At 45.5% G+C, this 15,426-nt stretch carries 17 protein-coding genes; 6 read left to right on the forward strand and 11 right to left on the reverse strand.

Going from position 1 to position 15,426, the window contains the following annotated elements:
• Nucleotides 1-89 precede the first annotated feature (89 nt).
• Nucleotides 90-338 carry a hypothetical protein gene (locus tag RIB93_RS02560; protein WP_446369995.1) on the forward strand — a complete coding sequence of 83 codons (249 nt, stop codon included), beginning with the start codon at nucleotides 90-92 and terminating at the stop codon, nucleotides 336-338.
• Nucleotides 339-465: 127 nt separating this feature from the next.
• Here the strand turns inward: RIB93_RS02560 and RIB93_RS02565 are convergent, their stop codons facing one another.
• The 4 genes from RIB93_RS02565 to RIB93_RS02580 all read right to left on the reverse strand — a co-directional run bounded on the left by RIB93_RS02565 (nucleotide 466) and on the right by RIB93_RS02580 (nucleotide 2,642).
• Entirely contained in the window at nucleotides 466-1,308 is an 843-nt protein-coding gene (locus tag RIB93_RS02565; RefSeq protein ID WP_446369997.1) for a hypothetical protein, read from the reverse strand.
• A gap of 89 nt (nucleotides 1,309-1,397) precedes the next feature.
• Nucleotides 1,398-1,787: an alr0857 family protein gene (locus RIB93_RS02570; RefSeq protein WP_446369999.1), complete on the reverse strand. Its 390-nt coding sequence runs from the start codon at nucleotides 1,785-1,787 to the stop codon at nucleotides 1,398-1,400.
• Nucleotides 1,781-2,323 carry an HNH endonuclease gene (locus tag RIB93_RS02575; protein ID WP_446370001.1) on the reverse strand — a complete coding sequence of 181 codons (543 nt, stop codon included), beginning with the start codon at nucleotides 2,321-2,323 and terminating at the stop codon, nucleotides 1,781-1,783. Before RIB93_RS02575 ends, RIB93_RS02570 begins: the two co-directional genes overlap by 7 nt.
• Before the next feature lie 82 nt (nucleotides 2,324-2,405).
• The gene (locus tag RIB93_RS02580; RefSeq protein ID WP_446370003.1) at nucleotides 2,406-2,642 is read right to left on the reverse strand and encodes a hypothetical protein; all 237 of its coding nucleotides are present in this window, start codon (nucleotides 2,640-2,642) and stop codon (nucleotides 2,406-2,408) included.
• An 83-nt stretch (nucleotides 2,643-2,725) separates the two neighbouring features.
• On the opposite strand from RIB93_RS02580, the gene RIB93_RS02585 reads away from it, so the two are divergent.
• Nucleotides 2,726-3,088, forward strand: a complete 363-nt coding sequence (locus RIB93_RS02585; protein ID WP_446370049.1) for a hypothetical protein — start codon at nucleotides 2,726-2,728, stop codon at nucleotides 3,086-3,088.
• A gap of 266 nt (nucleotides 3,089-3,354) precedes the next feature.
• Here the strand turns inward: RIB93_RS02585 and RIB93_RS02590 are convergent, their stop codons facing one another.
• Complete coding sequence (locus tag RIB93_RS02590; protein WP_446370004.1) at nucleotides 3,355-3,546, reverse strand: hypothetical protein; 192 nt, start codon at nucleotides 3,544-3,546, stop codon at nucleotides 3,355-3,357.
• Between the two features lie 477 nt (nucleotides 3,547-4,023).
• Here RIB93_RS02590 and RIB93_RS02595 point away from each other — a divergent pair, with 477 nt between their 5' ends.
• Complete coding sequence (locus tag RIB93_RS02595; protein WP_446370006.1) at nucleotides 4,024-4,611, forward strand: DUF3727 domain-containing protein; 588 nt, start codon at nucleotides 4,024-4,026, stop codon at nucleotides 4,609-4,611.
• Nucleotides 4,612-4,694: 83 nt separating this feature from the next.
• Nucleotides 4,695-5,780 (forward strand): endolytic transglycosylase MltG, encoded by a 1,086-nt coding sequence (gene mltG, locus RIB93_RS02600; RefSeq protein WP_446370008.1) that lies wholly within the window; start codon nucleotides 4,695-4,697, stop codon nucleotides 5,778-5,780.
• A 114-nt stretch (nucleotides 5,781-5,894) separates the two neighbouring features.
• On the opposite strand, the gene RIB93_RS02605 is transcribed toward mltG, so the two are convergent.
• The 6 genes from RIB93_RS02605 to rfbF form a co-directional block, all read right to left on the reverse strand.
• On the reverse strand, nucleotides 5,895-7,082 hold the full coding sequence (locus RIB93_RS02605; RefSeq protein WP_446370010.1) for a class I SAM-dependent methyltransferase: 1,188 nt from the start codon (nucleotides 7,080-7,082) through the stop codon (nucleotides 5,895-5,897).
• A 158-nt stretch (nucleotides 7,083-7,240) separates the two neighbouring features.
• Entirely contained in the window at nucleotides 7,241-8,113 is an 873-nt protein-coding gene (locus RIB93_RS02610) for a glycosyltransferase family 2 protein (protein WP_446370012.1), read from the reverse strand.
• Between the two features lie 56 nt (nucleotides 8,114-8,169).
• Entirely contained in the window at nucleotides 8,170-9,402 is a 1,233-nt protein-coding gene (locus tag RIB93_RS02615; RefSeq protein ID WP_446370051.1) for a class I SAM-dependent methyltransferase, read from the reverse strand.
• A gap of 408 nt (nucleotides 9,403-9,810) precedes the next feature.
• On the reverse strand, nucleotides 9,811-11,043 hold the full coding sequence (locus RIB93_RS02620) for a methyltransferase domain-containing protein (protein WP_446370014.1): 1,233 nt from the start codon (nucleotides 11,041-11,043) through the stop codon (nucleotides 9,811-9,813).
• A gap of 17 nt (nucleotides 11,044-11,060) precedes the next feature.
• Complete coding sequence (locus RIB93_RS02625) at nucleotides 11,061-12,110, reverse strand: NAD-dependent epimerase/dehydratase family protein (protein ID WP_446370016.1); 1,050 nt, start codon at nucleotides 12,108-12,110, stop codon at nucleotides 11,061-11,063.
• A 63-nt stretch (nucleotides 12,111-12,173) separates the two neighbouring features.
• Complete coding sequence (gene rfbF, locus RIB93_RS02630) at nucleotides 12,174-13,028, reverse strand: glucose-1-phosphate cytidylyltransferase (protein WP_446370018.1); 855 nt, start codon at nucleotides 13,026-13,028, stop codon at nucleotides 12,174-12,176.
• A 455-nt stretch (nucleotides 13,029-13,483) separates the two neighbouring features.
• On the opposite strand from rfbF, the gene RIB93_RS02635 reads away from it, so the two are divergent.
• Together RIB93_RS02635 and proB are read left to right on the forward strand one after the other, a co-directional pair.
• Entirely contained in the window at nucleotides 13,484-14,035 is a 552-nt protein-coding gene (locus tag RIB93_RS02635) for a YqeG family HAD IIIA-type phosphatase (RefSeq protein WP_446370053.1), read from the forward strand.
• A gap of 233 nt (nucleotides 14,036-14,268) precedes the next feature.
• Nucleotides 14,269-15,384, forward strand: coding sequence for a glutamate 5-kinase (gene proB, locus RIB93_RS02640; protein ID WP_446370020.1), 1,116 nt, complete (start codon nucleotides 14,269-14,271; stop codon nucleotides 15,382-15,384).
• Nucleotides 15,385-15,426: the final 42 nt, after the last annotated feature.

Here is a 15,426-nt window from a genome sequence, read left to right on the forward strand (position 1 = left end):
CTACGGTTTCTTTAAACTGGTATGATTCCTATAATCTTCCTAGTTGTATGAGGAAAAGTAAAACAATGTATGAACGCGACTTAATACCAATGAACGATCAGTCTACTCCTGTAGATATGGTTTTGCAAGCAGCGAATACCCTATCGACAGAAGAAAAAGCTGAACTGGTGGAACGGTTACTGGCTGAAGAATCGGGGTTAATTGTTATATCCGCTACCAGTCATCTGGCTGACTATATCGTTGCTCAGACTAACCTCTTATCCAGAACAGGATTGGCGTATGTATGGAGAGCGATCGCGAATCGGATGATTGGCGAAGAACATGATCCTTGGGGTTAACTATGCGACTCCAGCACGTGGCTCCCTCTGCTACCCCAGCTCCCCCAGCTCCCAGACGTAGCATGCTACGTCTCTACATTGCTTCCCCTGCTCTCTAACCTCACCACAAAACTCCCTGAAGCAACCCCTAATTACCCCCATTTTCCGCCGAACAATCGGGTAACTCACTAGCGGGAACCACTGAATCGGAACTGGCAAATCCTTGCAATTTTTGTTTATAATCAAGTAACTGTTGGCGAACCTCTTGGGAGTCAATCTGACCGATCATCCGATTGATCACATTAATCGCTTGTGACCAGTTTTGAGTACAGACAGCTTGTCGCAATTGGGCATTGAGGTCAGCTGAAGGGGAACTAACTGTTCCGGTAGCACCTTCCGGAGTAACTGTTCCGGTGGCTCCTCCCGCCAGTCGAAAGGAATTAAAAAAGCCCTGAATACTCTTTTGCAAGTATTTTTCTTTGGACGTACCGACTCCTAATAAATAGACCCGTTGATTGACTAAATAAAGCCGATATCTACCAACAACACCTTCAGAGTGCTGCATTCTAAATGCTTTGCCAGAATAATTATTTAAATTGATCGCTTGCTGATTTAATAGTTGACCAGCCATACTTTCGGATAATCCCAGCACCACTCCGGTTAAAAACTCATTGATTTGACCCGAAGTTTGGATCATAGTGCTAAAATCCCCCGGTAAATCAAAGTAAGCCACCAAATAGTTCGCTTCGTTGGGACGTTCAACGGTAAATGTCTTCAAGTTCAGTGGAGCTAATTCAGTGTTGATTGTGTCCTGTTCTTGGCGAGGTGTACCGGGCATTAAGACAGTGAAATTGCCTGCGGCTGAGGAAAAGGGTTTCCAGATAGATTGGGCGACTTGAATCGGGGGTTCAGCCCGCCCGATTCCCGGTGTTGCCGATCCACTCACCAGCAAGGTGGTGATTAAGAATGGGAGTAGTACCTTGGTATTCATGGCTCTATTTATTTGGCAAGGTTATCAGCTTCACTTTAGCCGAAAAAGACGTATACAAAAAAGGCGCACTGTCAGTCGTGCGCCCTCGCTTATTCATTGGTAACAGAGGCATAAGTTTGCGACTCCTGCCACAGTTTGCAGAGAAAGAACTCGGTGCGATCGCTTAACTTGACGACAAACACACCCTCTTCACCCTGAGGATTAGATGTCATCCAAGTGCCGTTTAGGGTGACTTCGATATAATCGGCATCGCAAATCGACAGAGAAATGTCATCGATGGTTTGTTGGCGAACCGCCTTTTCTAAGTCAGCCAAGTGAGGCATATCAGCGGGTAGTAAAAACGATGCGGTGCTAGATTCGACCCAGAGGCTGGACGCGGCTCGTAGAGCCAACATGACCCGGGCAGTCACCCATTCCTCTAGAGAACCAGCTAGACGCTCTAGGTAAAAGCTATTTTCAGTATAAGTAAGTTTCAGCATGACCTGATATCTCCTATTATTCCAGGTGGACGTGCTGGAAAGCGCCAGAACTGTTCGGCAAAAGCCACAGTGGGATGCATGGGCGCTTTGGGCTGGGTGAGTAGAGTCATTCCCGCTTGCTCAGGCGTGCGATCGCCTTTTCGACTATTGCACTGTTGGCAAGCGGTAACTACATTGTCCCAACGATGGTTTCCGCCCTTGGATCGGGGGATAACGTGGTCGAGGGTGAGCCGTTTTGGGCTACCACAGTATTGACAACGATGCTTATCCCGACGCAAGACTTCACGGCGATTCACGGGCGGGACTTTCCAGACGCGATCGCAATTAGCTTTGGTCAAGCGAATCTGTTCGGGAACCAGCAAGACTAAGCTGGGTGAATGCACCGGATATCCTTGATCACTCAACCAATCTAGCGGTTCGGCTTTGCCAGTAACCAAGAGCGTCACCGCCCGCTTCATGTTGACTCGACTGAGGGGTAGGTAGTTCTTAGAGAACACCACCACGGAGCGACTTAATCCGTCAGTTACACTCGTCACGCTTTTTACTCCTTGGTATAAGAAACCCCGCTGCTGTTTGAGTCAGAGCGGGGGATTGGAAAAACGTTATGGTTTTCTTGTCCTATATCGGTACGGCTTGGATGCGCCTGTACCTCCCGCTTTTGTGATCTGGTTTTGGATTGATGGTGGTTAAATTCTCGGCGTCAGAGTTATATCGGGTTACGATTTGGGCTGTACCCGGTTCTATCCAGCGATATCCATCCCCAATAAAAAACTCCACCGACAAACCTGCTGAGCGCCAATCGCCGAGGCGACTGGTATCAGGGCAAGGGGTGGAGTGGGATAAATGAAGGCTCACAGGAGGTAATTTTTTTCAATACTGCTTTTTAAATACTACACTTGTATTACGAACCTGTCCACATAGTTGAGGAAAAAAACATGATACGTACTGCTCCGAGGACTTCAACCACTGAAATGGAAGTGACTAGCATCCGCTTGGAGAGAGAGTTAAAGGAGAAGCTCAAAGATCTTTCTGGCAACCAAGGCTATCAAGCCCTGATTCGAGATATCCTTTGGAACTATATCCAGCATAAATCGGGTGATTATCGACCCAACTTTTCCGTCTACGATATCAGAGCTAGTATTCCCGCCACCGCCCAGCAAGAAGAGCGGTGTGTCCTCACGGGCAAGTTTATTCAACCCCAGGAACCGATGTTATTAGGACTGACGTTTAACGGCGATATGGTGCCCCTCAGTCTGGAGAGTATGCCGCCGGAGACATCTAGAGCGAAAGCGGCGCGTTAGGCATCCACCTATTCAAAATGCGCTATCTGTAGGGACACGACATGTCGCGTCCCTACTATACCCGCATTTCTCACACAAAGAGCGATCGCAAACTCTAAAAGCCTTGGCAGACAGCGATTTGACCTCAGTTAGATCCTCCAGTCACACATAACAGTGTGTTGTTCCTTCAATACTCTAAATCCGAGTCCTCCTTAACAAGCCAGAAAAGATAAATTAAGACGGATATTTTTACAATAGAAACTTATTTAAAAGCCGACTAGCGTAAATTATACGCTAATGTCACCCAGTAGCCGCACCCGACCTTGACAAACCAAGTAAAGGTGATTAGGGTTCAGTTCAGGTTGATCCAAATTCTGGGACTGGCTGGAGGTGCGATCGCTGAATAAGTCATCACTCACCGAGTTCAAATTCATACCATTCCAAAGCTTGACTAAACTCCGATACCAAATCGGTGTCAACGTCCCATTGGTTCAGGAACGAGTGGATCTCAGCCAAGTTCTGAGTCTCGGTTGGTGATGCCTGATCGTGCAATTGCCCCTGATTTTTGAGTGTCTGATTTATTCCTAACTCCTCAGCCTGGGCATGTTCAAAAGCATCAGCAGCTACACTATCAAATTAGGTAACACTTTTCGAGTACCTTTAGGTCGTTGACAAAAACGAGGTTATATTTTATACCGATAAACTATCCCTTCGGGTGTGGGATGTTGGGTGTCGGGTGTGGTTTGTATAGCAATACTCAGGCAGGCAGTGACATTCGTTACTGTTCCCTGTTCCCTGTTCCCTGTTCCCTTTCCTAACCAAAATGTCCCGCCTTAGACCGATAACCTCGAAGATGATGATTTTGAGTTCATGCGCCATGATATTCTAAGACTTTGCCACCTGATCCACAGAGTACGGCAAGTTTTTGATATTCCATGAGCCTTGACAAAAACGGCATGTTCTCATCTGACTTTCCCCAAGAAAATGGACAATCTGGTCACAGTAGTAGTAATGTAACGCTCACCGATGAAGCGGGGCGATCGCTGAGTTGTTCAATCGAGCATTCTCTGAATGTCGAAGGCATTGACTATTTACTCCTCCTCCCTATCGATTCCCCCGTGGAAATTGTCGCCTGGGATGAGGATGATCAAGCCGACGATCTAGCCGATGCTACCCTTGTAGAAGACGAATCAGAAATCGATGAAATCTTCTCCGATGCCCAAGCGGTTCTCGCTGAACAAAATCTCACCCTGAAACGAACCGCGTTTACCTTAACCGTTGCGGGTGAACTTCCGCCCGTGGATGAGGAGGAGATTCTCAGCATTGAACTCGCCGAAGAAGAGGTAGAACTCGAACCCGAACAATTGCAACTATTGGCGAATTTTTACCATGAAGAACAAGAGTATGGAATTTATACCCCCCTTGATCCCCTACTCTTTTTCGCCAAACGCAACCCCAAGGGTCAATTAGAACTATTATCTCCCGAAGAATTTCAAAAAGTACAACCGCTGCTAGAAGAGTTATTATTTGAAGACTTAGATTGATGGAATGAGGAATTTATTGTTCCCCATGCCCCATCCATTCCCTATTCCCTGTTCCCTGTTCCCTGTTCCCTGTTCCCTGACCAATGACAAATAAAACAATTCAACAATTTTCTAAATGGTCTTACTATCTTGCCTTACTTCCCATAACCATGGGAATCGGTTTATGGCAGGGATGGGCATGGTGGAGTTGGGTACAATCCCCTCCTGTCAATCAATCCTTAGACGCATCAACCAATACCCTACAAATTCAGATTTCCACCGGAACAGCCGCCCAGCAAATCGGTTTTGATTTAGAACAAGCGGGTTTAATTCGTTCAGCCAATGCGTGGAGACTCTGGGGTTATTGGTTAAAACTGCAAGATCCAGAGGGTGGATTTAAAGCTGGAACCTATAAACTATCCCCCAGTCAACCCTTACCCGACGTTGCCCAAAAAATTTGGACGGGTGAAGTGATGCAACTCTCGTTCACGATTCCCGAAGGGTGGTCCCTCCAGCAGATGGCAACCTATTTTGAATCCCTGGGATATTTTAAAGCCCAAGACTTTCTGGCAGCGGCGAGTCAGATTCCCGACGATCAGTTTCCCTGGTTACCCAGTAACTTACCACACCTAGAGGGCTACCTATATCCTGACACCTATCAACTCCCGAGCGATCGCGTCACGCCCCAACAAATTATTAACCAAATGCTCAAACAATTTGAGCAGGTGGCTTTACCGGTGTATCAACAGGGACAACAGCAAACTCAGTTAAGTTTACATGAGTGGGTAACATTAGCCAGTATCGTGGAAAAAGAGGCAGTGGTTGCCGATGAACGCCCCCTCATTGCTGGGGTATTTACCGCCCGTCTCCGCCGAGGGATGAAACTAGAATCTGATCCGACGGTTGAATATGGATTAGGCTTTCGCCAAACGGCAGATCAGCCCCTAACTTATGCCCAAGTGGGAACACCTTCGCCGTATAATACCTATCTCAATCCCGGATTACCCCCTACCCCCATTGGTAGTCCCCGATTAGACAGTTTAGAAGCCACACTCAATCCCGAACAAACAGACTATCTTTTTTTCGTTGCTCGCTATGATGGCACTCATTTATTTAGTAAAACCTTAGAAGCCCATGAAGCGGCAAGAGACGCCATTCGTAAACAACGAGAAGCGCAGCAAAATGAATAATATCATGTTCGGTTGAATGTTGGTATTGATTAAGGCAGAAGGCTCTGGGGCTCCAGGGCAGTAGAGACGTTGCATGCAACGTCTCTACAACCGTGGCACTTAGTTTCCCGCTCCCTAAACACACATCAATTCAGGCGTCAATCCCCAATCAGCAACCATCTTTCTAATTTCCCCCTCATAAATAGGATTCATCACAATCACCACATCCGGTTGATAGTCCCGCAGAAACTCCGGTGGCACAATTTTCTGACCCGTTCCCGCCACATACATCCCTTGCTTGCGCGGATTAATATCCACAATATACTCAATCTCGTCCCGAAGTTTGAGCAAGTTCAAAAACGTTACTCCCTTTGAACCTGCACCCCAAACTACCGCTGTTTGACCCGCTTGGGAAATTTTGGCTAACGTCTGTTGCCAGGTTTCTACTTTAGTCTGGAATTTTTCGGTAAAGGCAGCAATATCTGCCCGTAACGCTTCAACGTCATCAGGGTTTGGTGCAGTATCAGGCGATGTATCGTTGATGGGCAAAGCTTCTAGACACAAAAACTGACCCGCAAATGTCTCCCTAATATCATCCACTTTCAACCCATATTTAGCAAACGCTTGGGCTAAAGAAGTTGGCACAAAATAGCAGCAATGTTCATAGATGATATCCCATACAGCTAAATGTTGAAATGTCTCTAAAGCATTGGGGACTTCAAAGAAAACCACCGTATTCAATCGATCACCAATCGCCTGTCGTAGCGGTTGTAGTAAATCAGCCGGATTGGAAATATGTTCTAACGTGTGCCGACAACAAATAAAGTCCGCTTGATACGTATTATATTTATCCGAATATAAATCTTGAACAAACTGAACCTGATTGTTTAGCGAATTATGCTCGGATAACGGCACATAGCTAGGGTCAAAACCCACACCTCGATTATTTCCTCGTTGGCACAACTCGATCAGAAAATCTCCTTTGCCACAACCAATTTCGATAATGTCTTTGTTGTACAGATTGTGACGCTCGACTAATTGCTGTGCCAGAGATTCAGCATAGTTTTGAAATCGCCGCGAATAATGCAAGGAGTTTTCATAGTCTTGAGAATATCCCAACTTGGTTGGATCAAACGCCACATTGTAAATAAACCCACAACTGGGACAAAAGGTTAATTTAATATCTGCTTTGGCGCAGTTTTGTGCTGCCTGCTTGTCCGACCAGAGGAGATTGCAATAGACTGGAACGGCTAACATCTCAAAAAAAAGGATTTGGTGCGGTGATGCACAAATCGGACAAGTTTTATCTAGTAATGTATCCATGTCAACCTTAAACTAAATGGCATAAGTAGTCGGACAAAAGTAAAGTTAACGGTTGAGATTTGAATAGCACGCTCCTGTCAGCATTTAGGGAGTGCAAAAACCTTTGATATTCCGTAGGGTGGGCATTGCCCACCAACCTTAAATCAGTGCCATTCACCCTAAACTTTTGTCGGAACACTCTTCCTAAAGAAACTCTTCCAATTTTTAGACGAGAAAAGATAATCTCGAATTACAGCAAAACAGCGCAGACGTTTAGACCAAGTTAAGGGAGATTTCAGCACCGCTTTAATATATCCACTTACACTGCGAGGACGTAGCAACTTTGAGCGTTGAATCGCTTTCGGATCAATCCACGCCTCCCGTTCTGATGCAGATAACCGACTGGACTGTTCTGCATGACAACGCCGGAAAAATAAGCACTCTGGAATCTCCCGGAAACGTCCCATTAAACTGAGTTCAACCAGTAACAGTCTATCTGAACCGTAATAGGGAGCAATTCGAGACGTTTTTCTAAGAATATCGGTGCGGATCAGTCCAAACACTTCCAAGCACCAAAAATGAGAAAGCACTCCCTGAAACCGTTTCTCAGGCTTCTGGGAATTTAGGTTGGGTGAAGTATTTGCTTTCCACCATTTTCGTCCATCCGGTTTGGTGAACATCGTCTGAGAACAGGAGAGAACTGCCCCCGGATCATGGTCAAGAACTTCGACACAACCTGCTAAGAATGTTGGCGCACAGACATCATCATGGGCTGCCCATTTAAAGTATTCACCTACGGCTAAGTCAACCACCAGGTTGAAATTCCAAGAAGCCCCCCGATTTTCATCGTGTCGATAGTAACGAATACGTGAATCTTTTGCTGCATAAGACCGACAAATTTCCTCAGTGTTATCTGTTGAAGCATTATCGGAAATGATTAGCTCAAAATCGGTGAAGGTTTGAGCCAAGATTGAATCAATGGCTTCTCGGAGAAACGGTTCGCCATTATATACAGGTAGACCAATACTGACGCGAGGTTTATTTTTACTCATTGTTTCTTTCTCCTGTAGTTGATGCACATCCCTCTACTTAAGCTGTGAATAATTTATTATCCCAGAGGAATAATCTCTGGATTCACGCCCATCTGATCAAGCATTCCTTTGATTTCCTGACTATAAATCGGATTCATCACGATGACTTGATCCGGTTGATACGCTTTGAGAAATTCCGGCGACATAATTTCCTTACCTAAGCCAGGAATAAATTTACCGTGACGATAAGGATTAATATCAACGATGTATTGAATCGAATCAGGTATGTTTAACGTTGTTAGGAATGCGACGCATTTTGAGCCTGACCCCCAAATAACTACTCGTTTTCCCTGCTGTTGGGTCTGGTGTAAATGGTTCCGCCACTGCTCTAACTTGCCGTTGATATGAGTGACAAAATGGTTGATATCCTCCTTCATCTGGGCGATACTTTCTTCTAAGGGGTGTATTTGGGTAGAGGAAGTCGCGACAGGTCGGGCTTCAATCAGTAGATATTGCTCACCATAAGCTCGATACAAATCCGTTACCTCAAAGCCACAGGAACGGAACAAACGTGCTAGTGATCCCGGCGTAAAATAAGAACAATGTTCATAGTAAATATCCTCGAATGCTAAATCGGTTAAAATGCGGCTGGTGCAGGGAATTTCAAAGAAGATAGCCGTATGGGTACGAGAACCAATCGAACGCCTTACGGTACTGACAAATTCGGCGGTGGGATGAATATGTTCTAGCGTATGACGACAACAAATAAAGTCGCCCACATACTCTGTATGATGTTCTGAATAATACTCCTGAATAAAGCGCACTCGGTCATTCGCTTCACTCAGAACCCGTCCGGTTACTACACTCGGATCAATCCCCACACCGCGATTATGTCCCAATTCACACATTAGCAACAGGAAATCTCCTTTGCTACAACCAATTTCTACAATATCTTTGTCATGTAAATCGTATTTCTCAATTAAGCGATGGGCTAAATTGAGTGCAAACTTATTGAATGTAGGTGAAAAACTCTGTTGGTCTTCATAATTGGGCGCATAAGCAGCAACTTTCGCGTCATACGCTGTATTCGTGATGAAGCCACAATGGTGGCAAAATCCTAACACAATATCACCGCAAGGAAAGTCCAACGCTTCCTGCTGGGTGGGTAACATCAAACAACTATGAACGGGAACATTTTGCACTTCATAGAATGTTGATAGTTCTTGATGTCCACAGTTAGGACAGGTATTGTCTGTACAGTCCTTAACGTGATTTTTTTTATCCTTTGGGCGGAGTTGTTGTGGAATCATTGTTTTAAGTAGGTGGACACAATTAACGTGAACGGTGAAGATTGTCATTAGTCATTAGTCATTCGTCATTTCTCCCTTGTCTTCTTGTTACCTTCTCCCCCTTGTCTTGTCCCAACCAGAAAAGAAAAAACCTACATCTGTAAGGTGTGTCGTGGCGGGTTTCATGACTATCGTTTCTGACATCACCCCGATGTAACTAAACCCGCCCCGACTAAGGGTAAGAGTAAGTTGTCATGCATTTAAATTGGGAATGGGTAGCGAGCAAGATGCTCAATTCAATGTAGCGAGCAAGATGCTCGCACTACGGCAAGGATTTCGCTATTATTGACATTAAGGTTTAAATGCCGAACAGCTTATTGCTCCTTCGCTTCTCCTGTTCCCAGACGTTCCACCAGAACGTCTCTACGACTAAACGACTGTGGGGCAAGGAATGGGAATAATAAACTTACCTCCTTTCTGTCGATACTCCTCTTGTTGGCGCAAAATTTCATCGGCAAAATTCCAGGCGAGGAGTAAAACGTAGTCTGGCGTATCCTCTAGCAGTTTCGAGGGGGGGAAAATTGGCAAATGATTACCTCCCATATAGCGCCCATGTTTAAACGGATTCAAGTCAACGACAAAATCAACCAGTTGCTGATTAATGCCGATGTAACTGAGTAATGTTGTGGCTTTAGCTGCCGCACCATAAGCGGCGATGGTTTTGCCATTTTGTTTAATATCCTGGAGAATTGCTAACAGAGAACGCTTGATTTCCGAGACGCGATCGCTAAACTTGTGATAGTATTCAATTCGATCAACGCCCTGCTCGGCTTCTTGTTGCAACAATGTCTGCACAGATTCACCAATGGCTTCCCTCGGTTCCACAAACAGGCGCAATGAACCCCCATGAATCGCAACCCGTTGAATCTGATTCAGAAACAGGGAATGCCTTCTGAACAGTTTGTCTAAAGCGGTGACAGAGAAATAACACAGATGCTGGTGATAAATCGTGTCAAATTCACAATGTTCAACCAAGTCAACCAAATACGGCACCTCGATAACCGCAACACCGGTTTCTTTTAACAGTGAGTGAATTCCTGCCACAAAGCCATTTAAATCCGGGACATGGGCTAAAACATTATTAGCCAGAAAAACATCCGCAACCTGTCCCTCTTCTTCTCGCAGTTGCTTGGCTAAATCTTGAGTAAAGAATGTACAAAGCGTAGGAATCCCAGCGTTTTTGGCAGCTGCCGCAGGTCCAGAGGCGGGGTCAATGCCTAACACGGGAATCCCCTGTTCCACAAAGTTTTTTAGCATATACCCGTCATTACTCGCGGCTTCGACGACAAGACTCTCGGAATTTAATTGCCGCGATTCAATCAAGGCTTTCGCACTATCCCCAAAGTGGTTCAGTAGGGATTTGGAAACAGAGGAGAAATAGGGATAATCTCGACAAAAGAGAATTTCTGGGGGAACCGTTTTGGTAATCTGTACCAGAGAGCATTGGGGGCAAAATACCAAGTCTAGGGACTCGATTATCTCCGGTTGGTCAAGTTGCTCTTTGGTTAACAGGGCATCGGCTAGAGGTGTTTTGCCAAAGGATAAAATTGGCTCTAGTTTAGTATAGCCACAAGAACGGCAGGCGATCGCAGAGTCACTCATAACAAATCCTCCTTCGATTACACCAAGGATGGTGCAGACGTTACAGTATGCCAGCGCAGGTTGGCATCGAGTTCACCCTGACTCAACAGGTGTTGAATATGGGCAATCCGTTGATATTTCATCCCCTCAAACTCATCCAGCGTTAAGCCGATTTTCTGATAGGCGGTGTAGAGTTCTTTTGCCCCCCGTCGCGCATTCCATTGGGGTTGGAACTCCGGTAACGTTTGGGCGATTTTGCTACAGTCCACCCGATAACAGCGCTTATCGGGTCCAGCATCTTTGGCATATTCAATGCGACAACCGGGTACTGTTTGTTGGACAATCTCCGCTAAATCCCGAATCCGATAGTTGTCTTGATTACGTCCCACATTAAAGGCTTGATTGTGAATCACCTCACGGGGAGCATGGAGTACCGCAATAAAGGCTCGTGAGATATCTTCGATATGAACAATGGGACGCCACGGGGTACCGTCACTCTTGATATAAACTTGACCTGTGGTAAATGCCCAAGCCACTAAATTGTTGAGTACCAAGTCAAACCGTAAGCGGGGTGATACACCGTAAGCTGTGGCATTCCGCAAAAAAGTCGGACTAAAAGTATCGTCAGCCAGTTGACTAATATCTTGTTCAGTACGGACTTTGGAAATGCCATAAGGCGTCACTGGGTTAAATGTGGATTGTTCATTTAACCAGTTATCTCCCGATGCACCATAATTACTGCACGAGGAGGAAAAAATAAACCGGGGAACACCTGCGGCTTTGGCAAGTTTGGCTAGATGCACTGAGGCGAGATGATTAATCTGATAGGTTAAGTTGGGGTTTAAGTTACCTAAGGGGTCGTTGGAAAGACCTGCCAGGTGAAGAACAGCATCAAAGCCAACGCAATCGGACGCCTCAACCTCACGAATATCCTTTTTGAGTTCAGGGATGCTAACAATTCCTTCACCAAACGTGCATCGCTCAAATAAATCACTATCTAAGCCGATAACCTCATGTCCGTGGGCTAAAAGCATCGGCACCATGACAGTCCCGATGTAACCTTTATGACCTGTTAGGAGTAGACGCATTATTTTTTTCCTTGAAAGCTTAGGTTAAATGAAACGATTGAACGGATAAAAATGACCGATTTGTCAATTTTTATGGCTTAACGTATAGGAACGCTGGGTATTTTGACCGATTGCTAGAGTGGTCTGACTCACAGGCATTGAGGAGTCCTGCCAGGTTTTCCAGGGTGCATTACCATTCTGCCAAAGCCCTTCTAATAAGCGCTTATCCCGCAATGTATCCATACATTGCCAAAAATCAGTATGCTTATATGCCATAAGTTGCCCATCTTGCGCCAATCGCTCTAATGGTTCTTTTTCCCATTGGGTATCGTCCCCATCGATATACTCAAATACCTCAGGTTCGAGGACGAAAAATGCCCCATTAATCCATCCTTCGCGAGTTTGAGGCTTTTCGGAAAATTCGACAATCTGATTGCCATCCAAATCTAAATGACCAAACCGGGCGGGTGGATGAACGGCGGTTAATGTGGCGAGTTTCCCATGAGCGCGATGGAACGCTAGGAGTTCTTGCACATTCAGGTTAGACACGCCGTCTCCCCAAGTGAGCATAAATGTCTGATTGCCTATATAGGGAGCAAGGCGTTTAATGCGACCCCCTGTATTCGTTGAGATTCCCGTCTCCACTAATTCCACTGTCCAATCCAGCACCGAATGGTTATTCATTTGAACTTGACCCGTGCCTAAGTTGACGGTGAGCTGCTCACTGTTCAATGAACAGTAGTCCACCATGTATTTCTTGATGACTGCCCCTTTGTAGCCGAGTGCGATGACAAAATCTTTGAAACCATAGTGGGCATAGTGCATCATAATGTGCCAGAGAATCGGTTTGCCACCGATTTCCACCATTGGCTTCGGTTTGTTTTCGGTTTCTTCGGCGATGCGAGTTCCTAAACCACCAGCAAGCATAGCGACTTTCATTTGAAATCTCTCCCTGATATCTTATTTTTCTGTCTTTAGAGACAAATCTACCAGAGATCATCTAAAAAGCAATTAGTTACTCTCTATTTTTATCAATTCTTTAATTAAGTTTATCTATAGAAAAAACTCATGCTGGCTTTAATGTCATGGGATTTTGACATTTTGGTTGACTTAAACAGAATATTGCGTTTTACATTAGCTTAATATTACTGTTTGTTACGTAACGCCAACTAGAGCAGAGGGTATGGGAACCTGAGACTGTTGACGAGTGAGACTAAGCGGATCGGCTGAAGTTTCCTCCCGTTTTACTCTTGCGATCGCGAAGACTGCTACGCTATATGAAGCAGGAACACGGCGACAACCATTGAGTAGGTGGGAATGTTGAGTAGGTGGGAATGAAATTACTGGCTGAGGACAAATCGCGGCTTATGTCTTGGGTATCAAACTTAGAAAAGATGGCTTGGGTATCAAACTTGGAACCTGACTTAGTTCTGGAGGCTCCAATTGTGGGGTTAACCCGATATATCCTGCAACACTATAATCTTAAAGGATTAGTGCTAGATGTAGACGAAACCTTAGTTCCTCTGAAAGCCTCCCAAGCCTCAGACGAACTCAGGGCGTGGGTTGAAGATATTCGATCAGTAGCGTCTCTGTGGTTAGTGAGTAATAATCTGAGTGAGACGCGCATTGGTGGGATTGCTAACTCCCTGAATCTGCCTTATCTCCACGGTGCGGTTAAACCATCCCGACGCAAATTAAAACAAGCCGCCGCCGCCATGAATTTGCCAGTCGAACAAATTGCTATGGTAGGCGATCGCTTGTTTACAGATGTCTTGGCAGGTAACCGATTGGGAATGTTTACCATTCTCGTCGAACCGATGATAGATCCCTCTCAGACTACCTACTCTTCTCCGATTCGCGACTTTGAAGTCTGGATCACTCAAATTCTTGGCGTATCACTGCCCAGCAAGCAACATAACTTTACAAAAAATGATAAATCAAGATAAACAGAAATATAAAGAAAAGATTATAAAAATGCAGGCAACCCAAAAATCATGAAATACTGATAATAGTTCAAATGGGGTCAGCCATTATAAAGACCCTAACCATAATAAGAACACCTGTTATAATTCCATAGCGAGCGCCAAATCTTCTTGAATCAAGGGATATGGCGCTCTAATGTATTTTTCCCTGTTCCCTGTTCCCTGTTCCCCGTTCCCCGTTCCCCGTTCCCTCTCTAATGACTAAAACAATTGTTGTCAAAGTGGGTACATCGAGTCTGACTCATCCAGAAACGGGTCAATTAGCGCTGTCAACGATTGCGATGCTAGTGGAAACGCTGACTAGGTTGCGTTCTTCTGGCTATGGTGTAGTCTTAGTCACCTCTGGCGCAGTGGGAGTTGGGTGTGGACGATTGGGATTAAAGACTCGTCCTAAAACCCTCGCCCTCAAGCAAGCTGTGGCGGCTGTAGGTCAGGGACGATTAATGCGAGTCTATGATGATTTATTTTCCAGTCTTGATCAAGCGATCGCGCAAATTTTGTTAAGCCGCCAAGACTTGGTACAGCGCAGTTGTTATGTTAATGCTTACGCGACATTTCGAGAACTGTTGCAGCTTGGCGTCATTCCTGTAGTTAATGAAAATGATACCGTCGCTGTCGAGGAACTCAAATTTGGCGATAACGATACCCTTTCTGCAATGGTGGCGAGTTTAATCGAAGCCGATTGGTTATTCTTATTAACCGATGTTGATCGACTCTATTCGGCTGATCCGCGTCAAGTCCCTGATGCTGAACCGATTACCCTGGTTAACCGGATGGAAGAGTTAGCCGAACTTCAGATACAAACTGGGAAAGCGGGTTCTCAGTGGGGAACAGGGGGAATGGTAACCAAAATTACCGCCGCTAGAATTGCCACGAGTGCGGGAGTGAGAACCGTGATTACTCAAGGACGACACCCAGAAACCATCGAAAAAATATTACAGGGAGAACCATTAGGAACGCAATTTGCCCCCCAACCGCGAACCGAAAACGCCCGTAAGCGTTGGATTGCTCACAGTTTAGTTCCGGCTGGCAAGCTGTATTTAGATCAGGGTGCAGTGACAGCAATTTGTCAAGGAGGGAAGTCTTTATTAGCCGCCGGAATTACCGCAGTTGAGGGTAATTTTAACGCCTCGGATGCGGTACAACTCTGTGATAGTCATGGCGTAGAAATGGCTAGAGGATTGGTCAACTACAGCAGTCTAGAATTACAGAAAATTCGGGGACATAAATCAGCCGACATTCCGGAAATTTTGGGCTACGGTGGGGCGGAAACAGTCGTGCATCGAGATAACCTGGTTTTGAGTAATGTCTGAGATCACCGATCACCGATCACCGATCAATGTGGGATAAAATTA

Source organism: Coleofasciculus sp. D1-CHI-01 (genome assembly GCF_040218875.1).
Taxonomy (GTDB): Bacteria; Cyanobacteriota; Cyanobacteriia; order Cyanobacteriales; family Coleofasciculaceae; genus Coleofasciculus.

What these genes read in the sequence shown, in the direction of transcription:
- RIB93_RS02560 (WP_446369995.1), top strand. Translation starts at nt 90, where the DNA reads ATGAACGATCAGTCTACTCCTGTAGATATGGTTTTGCAAGCAGCGAAT.
- RIB93_RS02620 (WP_446370014.1), bottom strand. Translation starts at nt 11,043, where the DNA reads ATGAGTGACTCTGCGATCGCCTGCCGTTCTTGTGGCTATACTAAACTA.
- rfbF (WP_446370018.1), bottom strand. Translation starts at nt 13,028, where the DNA reads ATGAAAGTCGCTATGCTTGCTGGTGGTTTAGGAACTCGCATCGCCGAA.
- RIB93_RS02610 (WP_446370012.1), bottom strand. Translation starts at nt 8,113, where the DNA reads ATGAGTAAAAATAAACCTCGCGTCAGTATTGGTCTACCTGTATATAAT.
- RIB93_RS02595 (WP_446370006.1), top strand. Translation starts at nt 4,024, where the DNA reads ATGTTCTCATCTGACTTTCCCCAAGAAAATGGACAATCTGGTCACAGT.
- RIB93_RS02635 (WP_446370053.1), top strand. Translation starts at nt 13,484, where the DNA reads ATGGCTTGGGTATCAAACTTGGAACCTGACTTAGTTCTGGAGGCTCCA.
- RIB93_RS02570 (WP_446369999.1), bottom strand. Translation starts at nt 1,787, where the DNA reads ATGCTGAAACTTACTTATACTGAAAATAGCTTTTACCTAGAGCGTCTA.
- RIB93_RS02565 (WP_446369997.1), bottom strand. Translation starts at nt 1,308, where the DNA reads ATGAATACCAAGGTACTACTCCCATTCTTAATCACCACCTTGCTGGTG.
- RIB93_RS02625 (WP_446370016.1), bottom strand. Translation starts at nt 12,110, where the DNA reads ATGCGTCTACTCCTAACAGGTCATAAAGGTTACATCGGGACTGTCATG.
- RIB93_RS02615 (WP_446370051.1), bottom strand. Translation starts at nt 9,402, where the DNA reads ATGATTCCACAACAACTCCGCCCAAAGGATAAAAAAAATCACGTTAAG.
- RIB93_RS02605 (WP_446370010.1), bottom strand. Translation starts at nt 7,082, where the DNA reads ATGGATACATTACTAGATAAAACTTGTCCGATTTGTGCATCACCGCAC.
- mltG (WP_446370008.1), top strand. Translation starts at nt 4,695, where the DNA reads ATGACAAATAAAACAATTCAACAATTTTCTAAATGGTCTTACTATCTT.
- proB (WP_446370020.1), top strand. Translation starts at nt 14,269, where the DNA reads ATGACTAAAACAATTGTTGTCAAAGTGGGTACATCGAGTCTGACTCAT.